18 protein-coding genes and 1 pseudogene are annotated in these 18,954 nt (G+C 58.7%); 14 read left to right on the top strand and 5 right to left on the bottom strand.

Translation table 11 applies throughout. The features are described from left to right. The first annotated feature begins 38 nt into the window (after nt 1-38). The 3 genes from GYN01_RS20995 (at nt 39) to GYN01_RS21005 (ending at nt 3,449) form a co-directional block, all read left to right on the top strand. On the top strand, nt 39-1,403 hold the full coding sequence (locus tag GYN01_RS20995) for a nucleobase:cation symporter-2 family protein (protein ID WP_048402428.1): 1,365 nt from the start codon (nt 39-41) through the stop codon (nt 1,401-1,403). Nucleotides 1,404-1,529: 126 nt separating this feature from the next. Then, the gene (locus GYN01_RS21000) at nt 1,530-2,315 is read left to right on the top strand and encodes an outer membrane protein OmpK (RefSeq protein WP_203307735.1); all 786 of its coding nucleotides are present in this window, start codon (nt 1,530-1,532) and stop codon (nt 2,313-2,315) included. Between the two features lie 348 nt (nt 2,316-2,663). Continuing rightward, a complete protein-coding gene (locus GYN01_RS21005; protein ID WP_048402427.1) occupies nt 2,664-3,449 on the top strand; it encodes an outer membrane protein OmpK in 786 nt (261 codons plus the stop codon). A gap of 10 nt (nt 3,450-3,459) precedes the next feature. Here GYN01_RS21005 and GYN01_RS21010 read toward each other — a convergent pair whose 3' ends face one another. Beyond that, nucleotides 3,460-4,071 carry a TetR/AcrR family transcriptional regulator gene (locus tag GYN01_RS21010; RefSeq protein ID WP_203307736.1) on the bottom strand — a complete coding sequence of 204 codons (612 nt, stop codon included), beginning with the start codon at nt 4,069-4,071 and terminating at the stop codon, nt 3,460-3,462. Between the two features lie 137 nt (nt 4,072-4,208). On the opposite strand from GYN01_RS21010, the gene GYN01_RS21015 reads away from it, so the two are divergent. From GYN01_RS21015 to GYN01_RS22790, 3 genes and pseudogenes are all read left to right on the top strand, one after another. Beyond that, a complete protein-coding gene (locus tag GYN01_RS21015) occupies nt 4,209-5,414 on the top strand; it encodes an MFS transporter (protein ID WP_203307737.1) in 1,206 nt (401 codons plus the stop codon). Between the two features lie 559 nt (nt 5,415-5,973). Continuing rightward, a pseudogene (locus GYN01_RS22785) lies at nt 5,974-6,252 on the top strand (methyl-accepting chemotaxis protein); the annotation flags it as partial. 30 nt (nt 6,253-6,282) lie between these two features. Then, nucleotides 6,283-6,645: a CZB domain-containing protein gene (locus tag GYN01_RS22790; RefSeq protein ID WP_420850460.1), complete on the top strand. Its 363-nt coding sequence runs from the start codon at nt 6,283-6,285 to the stop codon at nt 6,643-6,645. 4 nt (nt 6,646-6,649) lie between these two features. Here the strand turns inward: GYN01_RS22790 and GYN01_RS21025 are convergent, their stop codons facing one another. Beyond that, complete coding sequence (locus GYN01_RS21025) at nt 6,650-7,591, bottom strand: DUF808 domain-containing protein (RefSeq protein ID WP_048366292.1); 942 nt, start codon at nt 7,589-7,591, stop codon at nt 6,650-6,652. 131 nt (nt 7,592-7,722) lie between these two features. On the opposite strand from GYN01_RS21025, the gene GYN01_RS21030 reads away from it, so the two are divergent. Continuing rightward, nucleotides 7,723-8,328 (top strand): TetR/AcrR family transcriptional regulator, encoded by a 606-nt coding sequence (locus GYN01_RS21030; RefSeq protein ID WP_048366291.1) that lies wholly within the window; start codon nt 7,723-7,725, stop codon nt 8,326-8,328. A gap of 91 nt (nt 8,329-8,419) precedes the next feature. Here the strand turns inward: GYN01_RS21030 and GYN01_RS21035 are convergent, their stop codons facing one another. Further along, nucleotides 8,420-8,860 (bottom strand): GlcG/HbpS family heme-binding protein, encoded by a 441-nt coding sequence (locus tag GYN01_RS21035; RefSeq protein ID WP_203307738.1) that lies wholly within the window; start codon nt 8,858-8,860, stop codon nt 8,420-8,422. A 266-nt stretch (nt 8,861-9,126) separates the two neighbouring features. On the opposite strand from GYN01_RS21035, the gene gcl reads away from it, so the two are divergent. The 7 genes from gcl to GYN01_RS21070 all read left to right on the top strand — a co-directional run bounded on the left by gcl (nt 9,127) and on the right by GYN01_RS21070 (nt 17,834). Beyond that, nucleotides 9,127-10,902 carry a glyoxylate carboligase gene (gene gcl, locus GYN01_RS21040; protein ID WP_048366289.1) on the top strand — a complete coding sequence of 592 codons (1,776 nt, stop codon included), beginning with the start codon at nt 9,127-9,129 and terminating at the stop codon, nt 10,900-10,902. Nucleotides 10,903-10,956: 54 nt separating this feature from the next. Further along, nucleotides 10,957-11,739 carry a hydroxypyruvate isomerase gene (gene hyi, locus GYN01_RS21045; RefSeq protein ID WP_048366288.1) on the top strand — a complete coding sequence of 261 codons (783 nt, stop codon included), beginning with the start codon at nt 10,957-10,959 and terminating at the stop codon, nt 11,737-11,739. A 121-nt stretch (nt 11,740-11,860) separates the two neighbouring features. Then, the gene (locus tag GYN01_RS21050) at nt 11,861-12,751 is read left to right on the top strand and encodes a 2-hydroxy-3-oxopropionate reductase (protein WP_048402423.1); all 891 of its coding nucleotides are present in this window, start codon (nt 11,861-11,863) and stop codon (nt 12,749-12,751) included. A 76-nt stretch (nt 12,752-12,827) separates the two neighbouring features. After that, nucleotides 12,828-13,727: an urea transporter gene (locus GYN01_RS21055; RefSeq protein WP_203307739.1), complete on the top strand. Its 900-nt coding sequence runs from the start codon at nt 12,828-12,830 to the stop codon at nt 13,725-13,727. 39 nt (nt 13,728-13,766) lie between these two features. Next, nucleotides 13,767-14,588 carry an ion transporter gene (locus tag GYN01_RS21060; RefSeq protein ID WP_048402421.1) on the top strand — a complete coding sequence of 274 codons (822 nt, stop codon included), beginning with the start codon at nt 13,767-13,769 and terminating at the stop codon, nt 14,586-14,588. Nucleotides 14,589-14,681: 93 nt separating this feature from the next. Next, nucleotides 14,682-15,683 carry a sulfate ABC transporter substrate-binding protein gene (locus GYN01_RS21065; RefSeq protein ID WP_203307740.1) on the top strand — a complete coding sequence of 334 codons (1,002 nt, stop codon included), beginning with the start codon at nt 14,682-14,684 and terminating at the stop codon, nt 15,681-15,683. A 210-nt stretch (nt 15,684-15,893) separates the two neighbouring features. After that, a complete protein-coding gene (locus GYN01_RS21070; RefSeq protein ID WP_203307741.1) occupies nt 15,894-17,834 on the top strand; it encodes a DNA topoisomerase III in 1,941 nt (646 codons plus the stop codon). Between the two features lie 99 nt (nt 17,835-17,933). Here the strand turns inward: GYN01_RS21070 and GYN01_RS21075 are convergent, their stop codons facing one another. After that, the gene (locus GYN01_RS21075; RefSeq protein WP_048402418.1) at nt 17,934-18,227 is read right to left on the bottom strand and encodes a hypothetical protein; all 294 of its coding nucleotides are present in this window, start codon (nt 18,225-18,227) and stop codon (nt 17,934-17,936) included. 292 nt (nt 18,228-18,519) lie between these two features. After that, entirely contained in the window at nt 18,520-18,921 is a 402-nt protein-coding gene (locus GYN01_RS21080; RefSeq protein ID WP_048366280.1) for a hypothetical protein, read from the bottom strand. Nucleotides 18,922-18,954 lie beyond the last annotated feature (33 nt).

The following is an 18,954-nucleotide window of genomic DNA, read 5'->3' on the forward strand; positions in this document are numbered from 1 at the left end:
CCACTAGCTCACAACAATAAAAATGACCGAGGTGTTGCATGTCCGATTTAACTGAAGCGCGCATACCCGCCGTGACCGCCCCGCCGCCTATTCAGCGGTTGCCGATGTTGCAATTGATTCTGGTGGGTTTGCAGCACGTGTTGCTCATGTACGGGGGCGCCGTGGCCGTGCCGCTGATCATCGGACAAGCCGCTGGCCTGAGTCGTGAGGAAATTGCTTTTCTGATCAACGCCGACTTGTTGGTGGCGGGGATCGCAACCATCGTGCAGTCGCTGGGCATTGGCCCTATGGGCATCCGCATGCCGGTGATGATGGGCGCCAGTTTTGCTGCGGTGGGCAGCATGGTAGCGATGGCCGGTATGCCGGGTATCGGCATGACCGGCATTTTCGGTGCCACCATTGCAGCCGGCTTCTTCGGGATGATCATTGCGCCCTTCATGTCCAAAGTGGTGCGCTTCTTCCCGCCGCTGGTGACCGGTACGGTCATCACCTCAATTGGTTTGTCGCTGTTTCCGGTCGCCGTGAACTGGGCGGGCGGTGGCAGCAGCGCTGCACAATTCGGCTCGCCGGTGTTTCTGTGCATTGCGGCATTGGTGCTGGGCACCATCTTGCTGATCAACCGCTTCATGCGCGGCTTCTGGGTCAATATTTCAGTGTTGATCGGTATGGCGCTGGGCTATGTGCTGTCGGGTGCGATGGGCATGGTTGACCTCAACGGCATAGGTAACGCGCCGTGGTTCCAGGTGGTCACACCCTTGCATTTCGGCATGCCTGAGTTCCATCTGGCGCCGATCTTGTCGATGTGCCTGGTGGTGGTGATCATTTTTGTCGAGTCCACCGGGATGTTTCTGGCGCTGGGCAAGATCACCGGTCAGGAAGTCACCCCGCGCATGCTGCGCCGCGGCTTGCTGTGTGACGCAGGCGCCTCCTTTCTGGCCGGGTTCTTCAACACCTTCACCCATTCCTCCTTCGCCCAAAACATCGGCCTGGTGCAGATGACCGGCGTGCGCTGCCGTTCGGTGACGATCATGGCGGGGGTATTTTTGATCACCCTGAGCTTGCTGCCCAAGGCCGCCTTTTTGGTGGCTTCGATTCCCCCAGCGGTACTGGGCGGCGCAGCCATTGCCATGTTCGGCATGGTGGCGGCGACCGGCATCAAAATCCTGCAAGAAGCCGATATCGCCGACCGCCGCAATCAGTTACTGGTCGCGGTCAGTATCGGCATGGGCCTGATTCCTGTGGTGCGCCCCGAGTTCTTCGCCCACTTGCCGATGTGGATGGGCCCCATCACCCACAGCGGTATCGCGATGGCTGCCGTCAGTGCGGTGTGCCTCAATCTGCTGTTCAACGTATTGGGCGGCGCCGAGCGTGCAGCCTTGAGTGGCCACGTGCATCAGCACTGATCACACGCCTTCACCCAGTGGGGGCTGATGAAAGCTGTCACCTCACCCCAACCCTCTCCCTGTGCAAAGGGTTGGGGTTGGGGTGAGGGCTTTTGCTTTAAAACAATAATAAAAAAGGAGTTACCCATGAAGTGCACACACTGGGGCGCTACGCTCGCGGGTGGGTTTTTGGCTGCCGGTCAGGTCATGGCCGGGGATCTGTTTTTATGGCAAACCAACAGCCTGACCTACCTCTACGGCAAGAACTTTGCGATCAACCCCTCGATCCAGCAAACCGTGACCTTTGAGCACGCCGACAAATGGAAGTACGGCGATAACTTCCTGTTCGTCGACCGGATCTTCTACAACGGCAAACCCGATCGCAACAAAGGCCCTCACACCTATTACGGCGAGTTCAGCCCGCGCTTGTCGTTCGGTAAAATCCTGGACCGCAAACTGGAGTTCGGCCCGATCAAAGACGTGTTGCTGGCCATGACCTATGAGTACGGCGAAGGTGACAGTGAGGCGTATCTGATCGGCCCCGGTTTTGATCTGGCCGTGCCCGGGTTCAATTACTTCACCCTTAACTTCTACCGCCGTCACACCGAAGGCCCACGCCCCGGCACAGGTGTCTGGCAGATCACACCGTCGTTTTCCTACACCCTCCCCATGGGGCGCTCCAATGTGCTGATCGACGGCTACATGGACTGGGTGGTCGACAACGATCAAAACTCACGCGGCACCTATCACGCCAACCTGCACTTCAACCCCCAGGTTAAATATGACTTGGGCAAAGCGTTGAATGTGGGTGAAAAACAACTGTATGTCGGCTTCGAATACAGCTATTGGAAAAACAAATACGGCATCGAAAACAGCAGCCGCCTGGGCACCCACCAGAACACGGCCAGCGCCTTGGTTAAATTCCACTTCTAGCACCCTTTGCGTGCACGCTCCGTCATGGCCTGCCCGGTGGCGATGACGGAGCACTTGAGCCGAACAGTCAGAAACAGTATTCTGCGCGGCCGCTCACACTTGAGCGGTGTTTAAAAGCTGACTTACAAGCCAACTTAGTCCATTCAGATCAAGTAGTTACACGCCAAATGACTCAACTGTCCGATACAGCTGAGCGCATTCCCTTGGCCAATTGCCAAGTGTGGCCCAACACGTGCTCAGGGTATTAAAGTTGACCGAAGAGCCAACTTTTAAACACGGAACCAAAGTGCCAACACAGAGCGCTACGTTCCATTCACCGCGTCACACTTTACTTTTTGGAGCAACCGAATGAAGCGCACACTGACCAGCCTGATGCTCGCGGGGAGCGTGCTGGGCGGGGCACCGGCCGTTGCCGGCGACCTGATGCAATGGCAAACCAACAGCCTGACTTACTTGTGGGGCAAGAACTTCCAGGTGAATCCATCGATTCAACAAACCCTGACCTTCGAACACGCAGACAGCTGGAAGTACGGCGATAACTTCTTCTTCCTCGACCGTATTTTTTACAACGGTAAAGAAGACGGTAACGTCGGCCCGAACACCTATTACGGCGAGTTCACACCGCGCTTGTCACTGGGCAAAATCTTCGACCAGAAGTTTGAATTTGGCCCGATTAAAGACGTGCTGTTGGCCATGACCTACGAGTTTGGTGAAGGCGATACCGAGGCTTACCTGATTGGCCCAGGTTTTGACCTTGATGTGCCGGGCTTCGACTTCGTGCAACTGAACTTCTACCAGCGCTTCCCAGAAGGCAACCGCGCCGGCAAAGGCGTGTGGCAGATCACACCGGTATGGTCTTACACCCTGCCCGTGGGCAACTCTGACGTGCTGATCGACGGCTACATGGACTGGGTGGTCGACAACGACCAGAACGCCCGTGGCACCTACCACGCCAACCTGCACTTCAACCCGCAGGTCAAATATGACTTGGGCAAAGCGTTGAACTGGGGTGCCAAACAGCTGTACGTCGGTCTCGAATACGACTACTGGAAAAACAAATACGGCATCGAAGACAGCGGTTCCTTCAAAACCAATCAGGACACCGCGAGCCTGCTGGTCAAATACCACTTCTGATGCACCGGCCTCAGCCGGTTTGCCCCGGCTGAGGCACTCGCAGCACCCCGCGCAGCATCAAGTCCAAACTGTCCAGCGCCGCCGTCAGGCGCTGCGGCGGTTGTTGATCGGCCGCGATCCAGAACGAGGCGTCCATCAAGCCGCCTTGAATCAAACGCGCCAACGCCTCGGGATTGGTGCGCTGAATCACCCGGGCCTCGATCAAGTCGCGCAACATCGCGGCCAGCGACGCACTGCAATCAGACTGGCTGCTTTGCAGGTACTCCGAACCCAAGACAGAGGGAGCATCGCGCAACATAATGCGCTGCACTTCAACCTCCAGGGCCATCTGCAAAAATACCCGGCAACGTCCCCTGAACCCTTCCCACGGGCTGCTCGCCTGCTCGAATTCCTGCGCCAGCTGGGCGTCCAGCTCAGCGTCAATCTGTTGCACCACGGCCTGCAATAAGCCCTTCTTGTCGCCAAAGTGGTGATACAGCGCGCCACGGGTCAAACCCACCGAGGCGGTCAGCTCATCCATCGAGGTCTGCGCATAGCCCACCGATCCAAACGCCTGACGCGCCGCGTCGAGCAGCTTGGCACGGGTTTCTTCTATCATTTGTGAACGCGCTTTGGGCGCCATGTCCGCCTCCTTTATTTTTTGGATACGCGGCGTATGTTAATTGACATACGGCGCGTATGCGTATATTTCTGCATACGCCGCGTATGTCAGGTTTCAAAAAAGCCCCATCGCGGCCCACTTATCGTTGCGGAGCTTGTATGGCAAACCCTTATCGCGAGATTTTCAGCGCCCCCGGCAGCATGGCTTTTTGCGCCGCGGGCCTGATCGCACGCATGCCGATTTCCATGACCGGGATCGGCATCATCACCCTGCTGGCACAGTTACGCGGGTCGTATTGGCTGGCGGGCGCCGTCGCCGCGACCTTCGCGCTGGCGATGGCGCTCATCGCACCCCAAATTTCACGCTGGGTGGACCGCTACGGGCAAGGCCGCGTATTGCCTGGCGTCACCGCCATCGGGGTCAGCGCACTGCTGGCCTTGTTGCTGTGCAGTTATCTGGGCACACCCGACTGGACACTCTTCGTATTTGCCGCATTGGCCGGGTTCATACCCAGCATGCCCGCCATGGTGCGCGCACGCTGGAGCGAGCTGTACCGCGGCTCGCCCAAGTTGCACACCGCGTTTTCGCTCGAATCGGTGCTCGATGAAGTGAGCTTCATTATCGGCCCGCCCATTTCCGTGGGCCTGAGCGTGGCCGTGTTCCCACAGGCTGGCCCACTGGTTGCCGCCGGGCTGCTGGCCATTGGCGTGACCGCGTTTGTGCTGCAACGCCAGACCGAGCCACCGATTCACCCGCGCAGCACCGAACACGGCGGGACCGTGTTACGCCAAGGTGCGGTGGTTATTTTGCTGCTGGTATTGCTGGGTATGGGCACCATCGTCGGCACCGTGGACGTGGTCAGCGTCGCCTTCGCCCAACAACAGGGTCAACCCGCGGCCGCCAGCATTGTGCTGTCGGTGTACGCCTTGGGTTCCTGCGTGGTGGGGCTGATTTTCGGCACGCTAAAACTGAACATGCCCTTGCCCAAGCAGTTTTTGATCGGCGCACTGGCCACCGCCATCACCGTGGTGCCGCTGATGTGGGTCAACAGCATCGCAACCCTGGCGGGCGCCATGTTTGTCGCAGGGCTGTTTTTCGCGCCGACGTTGATCACGGCGATGGGCCTGGTAGAAAACATCGTCCCGGCGGCCAAGCTGACCGAAGGGCTGACGTGGATGATTACCGGCCTGGGCATGGGCGTAGCACTGGGTGCTGTGCTCGGTGGCTGGGTGATTGACGCTTACGGCGCGCAGGCAGGTTTTGCCGTGTCGTTGGGCGCAGGCACAGGCGTGCTGTTATTCGCCGTGCTCGGCTATCGCCTGCTGCACAACAGCACCCTGCCCCGCACCACCCGCTTCGCCTGACAGAGCCTGCCTGCCCGCGCCCGCGCGGGTAGTGGCCATATAATGGCAATGCGCATTCTATGGCTATTATGTTTCGCGCCCGGCGGCCGATACAGACAGTGCAATATTTTTTCAGAAGACGCTCTGTCTCAAGCCTCGGGAGTACAAACGGATGTTCAACCGCCGATGGCGCCAACGCTGCGCCAACCTTGAAACGCAATTAAATGCGTTAGAGCAGGACAAACAGGCCCTTGAACAGGAGGTTCAAGCCCTGCGTGCACAGGTCATTCAAGACCGCGACCAGCAGCAAGTGCTGGAACACTACGAACGCTACCAACAAGACTTGCACAGCAAGCTGGAGCGTTTTGACGAATCGTTGCAAAAAACCCGCGATGGCGTGGTCGCACAGGCCGAAAGCCTGCAAGGTGAAGTGGTTCACTTGCGCGACAACAGCAATGTATTTGCGCAAACGTCAGCCCTGCTGGCCGGCTTCTCCAGTTCGCTGGGGCATATGGCCGGTCAAGGCGTCAGCAGTGTCGAAAGCGTCGGCGTGCTGCGCCAGCGCGTGGGCGAGATCAGTCGCATCGTCGAGCTGATCAAAGCCGTGTCCGACCAAACCAACCTGCTGGCCCTCAACGCCGCCATTGAAGCGGCCCGCGCGGGTGAACAGGGCCGCGGCTTTGCCGTGGTGGCCGATGAAGTGCGCGCGCTGGCACAACGTACCAATGGCGCAACCCAGGAAATCAGCCAACTGGTGTCGAGTATCAACCAGGAAACCGAAGCCGCCAGCACCGCCATTGGTGTGTTGTCGGATGAAGCCTCACGGCTGTCTGGCGATGTCTCGCGCTCGGCTGAAACCCTCGACGAGATGATGACCCTGGGCGAGCACATGAGTCAGTTGATCGAAGGCATTGCCCTGCGCTCGTTCTGTGAGTCAGTGAAGCTTGATCACTTGCTGTTCAAGTTGATGGTCTATCAACGCTTGTTTAAACAGGACGAGAACCTGCAACTGTCGACCCACACCACCTGCCGCCTCGGCAAATGGTATTTGGCGCCAGAAACCCAGGCGCGTTATGCCGACAACCGCGACTTCCAGCAACTCAACGAGCCGCACCGGGTTGTGCACCAAACCGCGCACAACGCCCTGCAGGCAGCCCAGGAGAAAAACTGGAGCCAGGTGCTATTGCAAATCAACGACATGGAAAGCGCCAGCCTCACGGTCAGCGCCATGCTCGACAACCTGAGTCACTGACCGCTCAACCCTTGATGGCGCGCCACACTTTGCTGACCGCCATCACCCCCGCCAACACCACAGCGCCGGCAATGATGCCGGCCACGGCGTTGAGCAACGTCGGCACAATCACCGACAGCGGCCCCACAAAAGGCGCGCTGCTCTGAGCCAACGCCTCAACCCAGTGATGCAGCACCGGCACGCCGTGGACCAGAATCCCGCCACCGACCATAAACATCGCCGCCGTACCAATGACCGTCAGCGCCTTCATCATGTACGGCGCAGCATTCAACACGCCTTGGCCGAAACTGCGCTGAACCCGCGGCCAGGTGCCATCGCCGGTCTTTTGGGTCAGGTACAAACCGCCGTCATCCATCTTCACGATGCCCGCCACCACGCCATAAACCCCGACGGTCATGACGATGGCGATGCCGGACAGCACCACCACTTGTTGCATCAGCGGCGCATCCGCCACAGTGCCCAGGGTGATCGCAATGATCTCGGCCGACAGAATAAAGTCTGTGCGCACGGCGCCCTTGATTTTGTCTTTCTCAAAAGCCACCAGGTCGACTTCAGCATCCGCTGCGGCCGCCGACAGCGCGGCCCGATCGTGTTGATCGGCGTGCTTGCTGTGCAAAAACTTGTGCGCCAGCTTTTCAAAGCCTTCAAAACACAGATACGCGCCACCCACCATCAACAGCGGCGTCACCGCCCAAGGTACAAACGCGCTGATGGCCAACGCCGCGGGTACCAGGATCAGCTTGTTGCGAAACGAGCCCTTGGCCACCGCCCACACCACCGGCAGTTCGCGCTCGGCGCGCACCCCGCTGACCTGTTGCGCATTCAGCGCCAGGTCATCACCCAGCACCCCGGCAGTCTTTTTGGCGGCCATTTTTGTCATCAGCGCGACGTCATCAAGTACCGCGGCGATGTCGTCGAGCAACATCAGCAAACTGCTGCCTGCCATGGGGGTTGTCCCTTCCAGATTGAAAGACGCTAAGCATAGCGTGTGCCAGCCCTCAAGCGGCAATCTTGAGCCGCCCGCAAGCCCGGTGCTAACATGCCCGACCGCCCAAGCAGGCAAGGAAATACGGGTTTATGAGCAGCATCCGCGAACGTAATAAAGAGCTGATTTTGCGCGCCGCCAGCGAAGAATTCGCTGACAAGGGTTTCGCCGCCAGCAAAACCAGCGACATCGCGGCCAAGGCAGGCGTGCCCAAGCCCAATGTGTATTACTACTTCAAGTCCAAGGAGAACCTCTACCGCGAGGTGCTCGAAAGCATCATCGACCCGATTCTACGGGCCTCGACCCCATTCAATGCCGACGGCGAACCGAACGAAGTACTGAGCAACTACATCCGCTCAAAAATCCTGATTTCCCGCGACCTGCCGTTTGCGTCCAAGGTCTTTGCCAGCGAAATCATGCACGGCGCGCCGCACTTGAGTGAAAAACAGGTCGAGTTGCTCAACGCTCAGGCCAAGCACAACATTGAGTGCATTCAAATCTGGATCGACCGCGGGCAAATTGCCCCCATCGACCCGCACCACCTGATGTTCAGCATTTGGGCCGCGACCCAGACCTACGCAGACTTCGACTGGCAAATCTCGGCCATCACCGGCAAAGCCAAACTCGACGACCACGACTACGAAGCGGCGACCCAAACGATCATCCGGCTGGTACTCAAAGGCTGCACACCGGACTGAAGCTGAACACTGCTTGTAGTCGCTGCCGCAGGCGGCGAGTCTTTAAAACATCAAAGGCTCGCCGCCTGCGGCAGCGACGACAGCACGAGACTCAGACCACCACGCCTGCACCCGCCCGCAAACCTTGCGCTTCTATGGCGCTGATCGCGCACTGTTCATCGATGTCAGACGTATCGCCGCTGATCCCCATCGCGCCAATCACCTGCCCATGCTCATCGCGTATCAACACCCCACCTGGCGCCGGCACCACCTCACTTTTGCCCATGCCATTGAGCGCTGCAAAAAACGCGGGGCGCTGCTGCGCATCCAGCGCCAGCAAGCGCGAACCCTTGCCCAGCGCAATTGCGCCCCATGCCTTGCCAATTGCAATGTGGGGCCGCAACAGGCTGGCGCCATCTTCACGCTGTAACGCCACCAGATGCCCTCCGCCATCCAGCACCGCCACCGCCAACGGTGCGGCTGAGATCTGGCGCCCGGCTGCCAGGGCGTGAGTGGCCAGGTTTAACGCGAGTTTCAAGGTTAAAGCACTCATGGTTGCCGTCCTTATCTTGTTATTGGAAACCCTTTGGGTCGTCTTGATAGACGACCTGATACAACCAATAGAACACAATAAATATTAACTTTGTATACAATTTTACGCATGCGAATCGCCTGATAAAGTTGCAATCCCTCTATTTCACGCCTTCAAAGCCAAGCTCCACAGATTAACCAAAACCCATTGACCTGCACCACGGAGGATGAATACACTCGCCACACAGCCACTTGTATACAATTACAAAACGTAAGAGGCACAAAGCAATGAGCAAAATGAGAGCAATCGAAGCTGCCGTTCTGGTGATGCGTCGCGAAGGTGTCGATACCGCATTCGGTATCCCGGGCGCCGCCATCAACCCGCTGTACTCGGCCTTGCAAAAGGTCGGCGGCATCGATCATGTACTTGCTCGCCACGTGGAAGGCGCCTCGCACATGGCCGAGGGCTACACCCGTACCAAGGCCGGCAATATTGGCGTGTGCATCGGCACCTCCGGCCCCGCAGGCACCGACATGGTGACCGGCCTCTATAGCGCGTCCGCCGACTCCATCCCGATTCTGTGCATCACCGGCCAGGCGCCACGAGCGCGCATGCACAAGGAAGACTTCCAGGCCGTCGACATCACCAGCATCGTCAAACCCGTGACCAAATGGGCGACCACCGTGCTGGAGCCGGGCCAAGTGCCTTACGCCTTCCAGAAAGCCTTTTACGAAATGCGCTCCGGGCGCCCTGGCCCGGTACTGATCGACCTGCCGTTTGATGTGCAAATGGCTGAAATCGAATTTGACATCGACGCTTACGAGCCGCTGCCATTGGCTAAGCCGTCAGCCACCCGCGTGCAAGTCGAAAAAGCCCTGGCCATGCTCGACAAGGCCGAGCGCCCGTTGCTGGTCAGCGGCGGTGGCGTGATCAATGCCGACGCCAGCGAACTGTTGGTGGAATTTGCCGAACTGACCGGCATCCCGGTCATCCCGACCCTGATGGGCTGGGGCACGATTGCCGACGACCACCCTCTGATGGTGGGCATGGTCGGCCTGCAAACCTCGCACCGCTACGGCAACGCCACCCTGCTCAAATCGGACGTGGTGCTGGGCATCGGCAACCGCTGGGCCAACCGTCACACCGGCTCGGTCGAGGTGTACACCGAAGGTCGTCAATTCATTCACGTCGACATTGAGCCGACCCAAATCGGCCGTGTGTTCACCCCTGATCTGGGCATCGTTTCGGATGCAGGTTCAGCGCTCAAGGTCTTCCTTGAAGTGGCGCGCGAATGGAAAGCCGCGGGCAAACTGAAAAACCGCAGCGCCTGGCTGCAAGACTGCCAGCAGCGCAAAGCCACCCTGCACCGCAAAACCCACTTCGATAACGTGCCGGTCAAGCCGCAACGCGTGTACGAAGAGATGAACCAGGTATTCGGCAAAGACACCTGCTACGTCAGCACCATTGGTTTGTCGCAAATTGCCGGTGCGCAATTCCTGCACGTCTATAAACCACGCCACTGGATCAACTGCGGTCAGGCAGGCCCGTTGGGCTGGACCATTCCTGCTGCGCTGGGCGTGGTCAAAGCTGACCCAAATCGCAACGTGGTTGCCTTGTCCGGCGACTATGACTTCCAGTTCATGATCGAAGAGCTGGCCGTTGGCGCACAGTTCAACCTGCCCTACATCCATGTGGTGGTGAACAACTCCTACCTGGGTCTGATCCGTCAGGCGCAGCGCGGTTTTGAAATGGACTACTGCGTACAACTTTCTTTCGACAACCTCAACGCACCGGAACTCAATGGTTATGGCGTTGACCACGTCGCCGTGGCACAAGGTTTGGGCTGTAAAGCGCTGCGCGTCTTCGAGCCGAGCCAGATCCAGCCCGCACTGCGCCAGGCGCAAGCGCTGATCAAAGAGTTCCGCGTCCCGGTGGTGGTGGAGATTATTCTCGAACGCGTGACCAATATCTCGATGGGCACCGAAATCAACGCCGTGAATGAGTTTGAAGACCTGGCGCTGGTGGGCAACGATGCACCGACTGCCATTTCGATGCTCGACTAACTAATCGTCCTGCCCCTCTCCCACAGGGAGAGGGCTCAAAAGCTGGAGTTCGCCATGCCGCGTTTTGCCGCCAACCTGTCCATGCTGTTCACCGAACAGGATTTTCTTGTCCGTTTTCAAGCGGCTGCCAACGCTGGTTTCCACGGCGTTGAATACCTGTTTCCGTACGACTACAGCTCTGCCGATATCAAGGCGCAGCTCGATGCCAACAAACTGACCCAAGTGCTGTTCAATTTGCCAGCCGGTGATTGGGCCAAAGGGGAGCGCGGGATCGCCTGCCTGCCGGACCGTGTTGAAGAGTTCCGTGCCGGTGTCGACCTGGCCATCGCTTACGCGCAAGTGTTGGGCAACGACCAGATCAACTGCCTGGCGGGTATTCGCCCACAAGGTGTTGACGAGGCCGTGATCGAAAAAACTTTCGTCACCAACCTCAAATACGCCGCTGACAAACTGCAAGCGGTGGGCATCAAGCTGGTGATGGAAGCGATCAACACCCGCGACATTCCGGGCTTCTACCTGAACAACACGTCTCAGGCGCTGGCGATTCAGGACAAAGTGGGCAGCGCCAACCTGTTCCTGCAATACGACATCTACCACATGCAAGTCATGGAAGGTGATCTGGCGCGCACGATGCAAACGCACCTGCCACACATCAACCATATCCAGTTGGCCGACAACCCAGGGCGCCACGAACCGGGCACCGGCGAGATCAACTACCGCTTCTTGTTCGAACACCTGGACCGCATTGGCTATCAGGGCTGGGTCGGCTGCGAGTACAAACCGTTGACCAGCACGGAAGCCGGGCTGGATTGGCTCAAGACGCATAACGCGGTTTAAGCGATAGCGCGACTCTTCGTCGCTGCCAAAGCGGGCAGCCTTTAAAAGGTTGCTGCTCCGCCCTTCTCAACCTTGGGCAGCGACTACGGCTGTTCATCCAATAAAAACAAGAGGATTTGTCATGGCTAAAATCGGATTTATCGGCACCGGGATCATGGGCTCACCCATGGCCAGCAACCTGCAAAAGGCCGGGCACAGCCTGTTCCTGTCCACTCACCACGGTGCCGCCCCTGCCGAACTGGTTGCCGCGGGCGCCGTCGCACTGGCCAACCCGAAAGAAGTCGCCCAGGAAGCCGAATTCATCATCGTGATGGTGCCCGACACCCCGCAGGTCGATGACGTGCTGTTCCGTGAAGACGGGATTGCTGCGGGCCTTAGCCCCAACAAAGTGGTGATCGACATGAGCTCGATCTCGCCAACCGCCACCAAAGCCTTCGCCGAAAAAATCAACGCAAAAGGCGCGCAGTACCTCGACGCACCCGTCTCTGGCGGCGAAGTCGGTGCCAAGGCCGGCACCCTGAGCATCATGGTCGGCGGTGACGAAAAAACCTTCCAGCGTGCCCTGCCTCTGCTGCAAAGCATGGGCAAGAACATCACGCTGGTCGGCGGTAATGGCGACGGTCAAACCGCCAAAGTCGCGAACCAGATCATCGTCGCTCTGAACATTCAGGCGGTGGCTGAAGCCTTGGTATTTGCTGCCAAGAACGGCGCCGATCCCGCCAAAGTGCGCGAGGCATTAATGGGCGGCTTTGCGTCATCCAAGATCCTTGAAGTGCACGGCGAGCGCATGATCAAAGGCACTTTCGATCCGGGCTTTCGCATCAGCCTGCATCAGAAGGACCTCAACCTGGCACTGGCCGGTGCGCGCGAGCTAGGCATCAATCTGCCCAACACCGCCAACGCCCAGCAAGTGTTCAGCACCTGCACCGCCATCGGTGGCAGCAACTGGGATCACTCGGCGCTGATCAAGGGCCTGGAGCACATGGCCAACTTCTCAATCCGCGACAAATAATCGCTGTGCTTATAGCCGCTGCCCCGCCTCGGGCAACGGCTACACCTCTCACCCGCCTCTGAAGTGTGTCGCCACCATGCACGCCTCCCCCCTCAGCCAGCATTGCCCGGATTGGGCGACTGCTCTGTGCAACGGTTTCAGCCAGATTTTTTTGCAACGTCACCCCTTGTGTGGCGTGTTTTGCTTACTCGCGATTGTGGTCAGCGCTCCCGCCCTGGTCGGCGGCGCCCTGCTCGGCGGTCTGAGCGGTCTGTTAACCGCCCAGCGGCGCGGCTACCCGAAAGCCCAGCGTCAGGCCGGGCTTTACAGCTACAACGGCGTATTACTGGGCTTGTTGCTGAGCCATCAACTGCCGTGGTCGCCCATGCTGCCGCTGCTGATCATCGCCAGTGCTGGCCTGAGTACCATGCTGATTCATCAGTGGCTCAAACGTGCCCACCGCGATCAAAGCCTGATGGCCTACACCGCGCCCTTTGTCGCGCTCGGCTGGCTCTTGCTCAGTCTCAATGCCGCACCCGCTGCCAGCCTGAGCGCCACACCGCCGGTCACTGCACACACGCTGCTGCAAGGGCTGTTCAGCGGCCTGGGCCAAGTCATGTTGTTGCCGTCGCCGATCGCCGGTCTGCTGATCGTGCTGGGGCTGTGGCTCAGCCATTGGCGTGCCGCGCTGTGGGCGCTGGCAGGTTCACTGGCCGGCCTGGGTTTTAGTCTGCTTGAGCACGAAGCGCTGGCCGCGCTGAGCGGCTTGGGGGGGTACAACGCCGCACTCGCCGCACTGGCCCTGAGCCAGGGTACACGCCAGCCCTGGCGGCCACTGGCGGGCATTGCACTGGCCCTGCTGCTGACACCCGGCTTCGCCGCCCTCGGCCTGCCTGCGCTGACGGCGCCCTTTATTCTCAGTTGTTGGCTGGTGCAGGCCAGCATTCGCATCATTAAGCCTGCGGGGGCGCGATCCGGGTTGCGCATTGAACGCTAATCCACGAATCTTCTTACCTTTGAGATTCGAGCTACCCACATGGATAACAACGATTGGCGTCAGCGTTTGTACGTCATGGTCTTTCAGGCCGACACACCCGCCGGACGCCGTTTCGATACCACGCTGCTGCTGATCATTCTGTGCAGTCTGGTGGTGGTGATACTCGACAGCATCGACAGCATTCATCGCGACTACGCCAGCGTGCTGGCCTATATCGAATGGGGCTTCACCTTCGTGTTTGCGATTGAATACGGCTTGCGCCTGTATTGCTCGCCCAAACCCCTGCGCTACGCCTTCAGCTTTTACGGGCTGGTGGATTTGCTGGCCATTGTGCCCGGCATCCTGGCGATCTATTACAGCGACGCTCAGTACCTGCTGATTATTCGTATCATCCGCATGCTACGAATCTTTCGCGTGCTCAAGCTTGCCCCTTACTTGAGTCAGGCCAATTACCTGCTCTCGGCGTTACGAGGCAGCAAGCAAAAAATCATCGTCTTTCTGGTCAGTGTTTCCACGCTCGTCACCGTGTTTGGCACCCTGATGTACGTGGTCGAAGGGCCCGAAAACGGCTTCACCAGCATTCCAATCAGTATCTATTGGGCTATCGTCACCCTCACCACCGTGGGCTTCGGTGACATCGTGCCCAAAACCCCGGTCGGGCAAATCATCTCGGCGCTGGTGATGATCACCGGTTACTCGATCATTGCCGTGCCCACCGGTATTTTCACCGCCGAACTGGCCAATGCCATGCGCGGTGAGCAACTCAAGCACAACTGCCCCACCTGCAAGAAAGAACGCCACGAACCCACGGCCTCGTTTTGCTCGCGATGCGGTAACGCGTTATTCACCAAAAATGCATAAGCAAAGCTTTTTTTAATCTTTTAAGCACTAAGCGCCAGCAGCTATAGTTGCTGGCAAATTGCCCCATTTGCCCCCTATAACAAGGAATGAGCCGTGAAAAAACTTTTTAGCGCTTCTGTCCTGGCCGCAAGCCTGGCCTTTATCGGTGTTGCCCACGCCGCGCCCAAGCCGCTGCTGAACGTTTCGTACGACGTCATGCGCGACTTCTACAAGGAATACAACCCGGCTTTCCAGAAACACTGGGAAGCCGAGCACACAGAAAAACAGAACATTCAAATGTCGTTTGGCGGCTCCAGCAAGCAAGCGCGCTCGGTCATCGACGGTCTGCCCGCTGACGTCATCACCATGAACATGGCCACCGACATCAACGCCCTGGCAGACAACGGCAAGCTGGTGCCTGAAAACTGGGTCACGCTGCTGCCCGACAACAGCGCGCCGTTCACCTCCGCCACGGTTTTCATCGTGCGCAAAGGCAATCCAAAAGCGCTGAAAGACTGGTCAGACCTGGTCAAAGATGGCGTTGAAGTCATCGTGCCCAACCCCAAAACGTCCGGTAATGGTCGTTACACCTTCCTCTCGGCATGGGGCTACGTGCTGAAAAACGGCGGGGACGAAACCAAGGCCCGGGACTTCGTTGGCAAGCTGTTCGCCCACGTACCGGTTCTGGACACCGGCGGCCGTGCGGCCACCACCACGTTCATGACCAACCAGATCGGCGACGTATTGGTGACCTTCGAAAACGAAGCCGAAATGATTGCCCGCGAATTTGGTCGTGACCAGTTCGAAGTGATCTACCCAAGCGTGTCGGCCGAAGCTGAGCCGCCGGTGGCCGTGGTCGATAAAGTGGTCGACAAAAAAGGCACGCGTGCGGTGGCCGAGGCTTATCTCAAATACCTGTGGTCGCCTGAAGGTCAGGAAATCGCCGCCAACAACTACTTGCGTCCACGTGACCCGGCCGTGCTGGCTAAATACCAGGACCGCTTCCCGAAAGTTGACTTCCTGTCGGTGGAAAAAACCTTCGGCAACTGGCGTGACGTGCAAAAAACCTACTTCAACGACGGCGGGGTCTTTGATCAGATCTACCCGGCCAAGTAACCCGACCCAGCCAGGGTCGCAAATCCGCACCCGCGTCGCCGCTGCCGAAAGCTGCGTGCGGCGGCGAAGCCGTCGTAAAGTCCCTCGGCAGCGGCGACGTGACTTAAAGCACACCGCAATAAGCTGTACATAAACACAGTAAAAACAGTTGCTCTCGTTTTAATCTCTGCCATGCTGTGCACCTTCTGCGCAGCATGAACGAGTGAAGCGATGCGGCTGTTTTTGTGTGAAAAACCTTCCCAGGCCAAGGATATTGCGGCCGTGCTCGGCGCCAGCCGACGCGGCGATGGCTGCTGGACGGGGCCTGACGCCACCGTTACCTGGTGCATTGGCCACTTGCTCGAAACCGCCCCGCCAGACGCCTACGACGAGCGCTACAAGCGCTGGGTGCTGGCCGACCTGCCGATCATTCCGGATAAATGGAAGATGCGGGTCAAACCAAAAACCGCCAGCCAGTTCAAAGCCGTCAAGCGTCTGCTGGGTGAAGCCAGCGAACTGGTGATCGCGACCGACGCCGACCGCGAAGGCGAAATGATCGCCCGCGAACTGGTCGATCACTGCCGGTATCGCGGCCCGATTCAACGCTTGTGGCTGTCTGCGCTGGACGACGCTTCCATTCGTAAAGCGCTGGCCGCACTCAAACCCGGTGCAGAGACCTTCAACCTGTACCACAGCGCACTGGGACGCTCGCGCGCCGACTGGCTGATCGGCATGAACATGAGCCGTCTGTTTACCCTGCTGGGGCGTCAATCCGGTTATCAGGGCGTGCTGCCGGTGGGTCGCGTACAAACCCCGACCTTGCGCCTGGTGGTCGACCGCGACCGCAGCATCAGCGACTTCGTGCCCGTGGCGTACTGGGCCATTGAGGTACACCTCAAGCACGACAGCCAAGTGTTCACCGCGCAATGGCGCGCCGACCCGCACACCTGTGACGAACAGGACCGCTGCCTGAATCAGGCTCACGCCCGGCAGGCCGCCACAGCGATGCAAAACGCCAGCCAGGCACGCGTGGTCAAACTGCGCACAGAGCGCATGCGCGAAGTCGCGCCGCTGCCCTTCGACCTCGGCACGTTGCAAGAAGTGTGTTCAAAAAAGCTGGGGCTGGGCGCCCAAGAAACCCTCGACATCGCCCAGTCGCTGTACGAAACCTACAAAGTCATCACCTACCCGCGCAGCGATTGTGGCTACTTGCCACAAAGCCAGCACGCTGAGGCCGCGTCCATCCTCCACGCGTTGCAGCAGGCCGACCCCAGCCTTGGCGCATTAGCCACTCATCTGGACCCTCAACGCCGCTCACGGGCCTGGAACGACGCCAAAGTCAGCGCTCACCACGGCATCATCCCCACGGCGGCAGCCAAAAACCTTGAACGTCTGACGGGCAAACCGAGGGCTGTTTATACGTTGATACGCGCACGTTATCTGGCGCAATTCTTGCCCAATCATGAGTACGACCGCACCCAGGCCGATTTCGATTGCGCGGGCCAGGCCTTGCGCGCAGTGGGCAAACAAATCGTCGAACCCGGTTGGAAACGCGCACTGCCCCACGCCCTGGCCCCCGCCAAAGGCCAAGCCCCGGCGCCGCAGCCGCTGCCCCTGCTGCGCGAAGGTCTGGATTGTGCGATTACCGACGTGCTGCTCAAAGACCTGTGGACCCAACCGCCCAAACCCTTCACCGAGGGCGATTTGATCAAGGCCATGAAAAACGTCGCCAAGCTGGTGCAAGACCCGCTGCTCAAGCAAAAACTCAAGGACACCACCGGGATCGGCACCGAAGCCACCCGCGCCGGCATCATTCAAGGCTTGCTGGACCGCGGCTACCTGAGCAAAAACGGCAAAGCGCTGGCCGCCACTGCGCCCGCCTTCAGCCTGATCGACGCGGTGCCGCGCGCCATCGCCGATCCGGGCACCACCGCCATCTGGGAGCAAGCACTGGACATGGTGCAAAGCGGTGAAATGAGCCTTGAGACCTTTGTCTCCAAGCAGGCGGCGTGGATGAGCAAGCACATCGAGCGGTGCAGCGGCCTGCAAATGACCATCAGCGGGCCTGCCAGCCCGGCAGGCGGCGCACCGGCCTGGAAGAAAAAACGCAAAAGCTCCACGGCCAAAACCAAGCCTAAGCGCGCAGTGCGAAGTTCGAGTAAAGAGGCGTGATTGCCTAAAGCACAGTGCGGGCGCACCGCGTCAACGTGTATCAATCACGCGCTCATGGCGTGGTTCACCCCACCTCTAACATCCAACCCCACAAGGCACTTATTTCCCGACGCTAAATTCACCATTGATATTTTCAAGTTTTGGCACATCGGAAGGTTCATAGTAGCCAGAAGTGGGGTAAGAGTATTTGCTGGCACCAAGCGAACATCTAGCGTTGACATAGCACTGTTCTTTTCCTGTTTTTTCGTTTTTCCTAATCTCCGAATCCACGACCCTACAACTTTTCTCAGCGCTGCTTAAATACCAAGCATCCATGCACTCATCAGCAACGGCCATCTGCTGTACGCCCAGCATCAAGATCGGGAATACCATTACGCACATTAAACGATTCATATTGATTGCCTCTTTGAGGGGAAAGTCATTTAAATCTAGAGGGCAATGAGAGGGGCGTACACTGTTAGAGCTGACAGTTTTTAATACGTTTTTAACCTAATAACACTCGCGGTTAATCCAAACTACAACCGTCCCTCCAGCCCCTTCAGATGACGGTATTCAATGATCGATTTAAGTACGCCCCAACCACCCATCTAAGGGCCATATTTGATAGCGGGCAACAGGGTGGATGGACAAACAGCGCCAAGCGCTGGCACTGAAGGTATTTACCTTCAGTGCCAGTGACCGGTTTTTACTTGAACTGCCGGCTCAAGCCCGGCGGTACACCACTGATATCAGTCTCTTCCCACGGCCCGTTCGGGCTGACGGAGCGGCTCCAGCCGTTGCTCCAGCGGTAATAGGTGCGCTGGCGGTAGAACGTGTCGGGTTGCTCTTCAAGCACATAAACGCCCAAGCGGGCATCCCAATGACTCGGCCCGCCGGGTGGCGGTGCAAAGGTCGCCGAGGTGCGTGGCAATGGCTTTGGCGGCTTGGGAATCGGCATGTCCGGCAACGGCTTGCCAGCCGGCTGCGACGACGGTTGCGGCACCGGGGCTGGCGTGGTCGGGGCGGTTTGATCCGAAGGCTGATGAACCGCACAGGCGCTCAGGCCTAACGCGAAACTGAGCAGGGTGATGCGAGCAAGCGGATGCATGAGGGTTCTCTTGTCGTTAATCGCGTACAGGCG

The organism is Pseudomonas weihenstephanensis, assembly GCF_016812185.1.
GTDB lineage: Bacteria > Pseudomonadota > Gammaproteobacteria > Pseudomonadales > Pseudomonadaceae > Aquipseudomonas > Aquipseudomonas weihenstephanensis.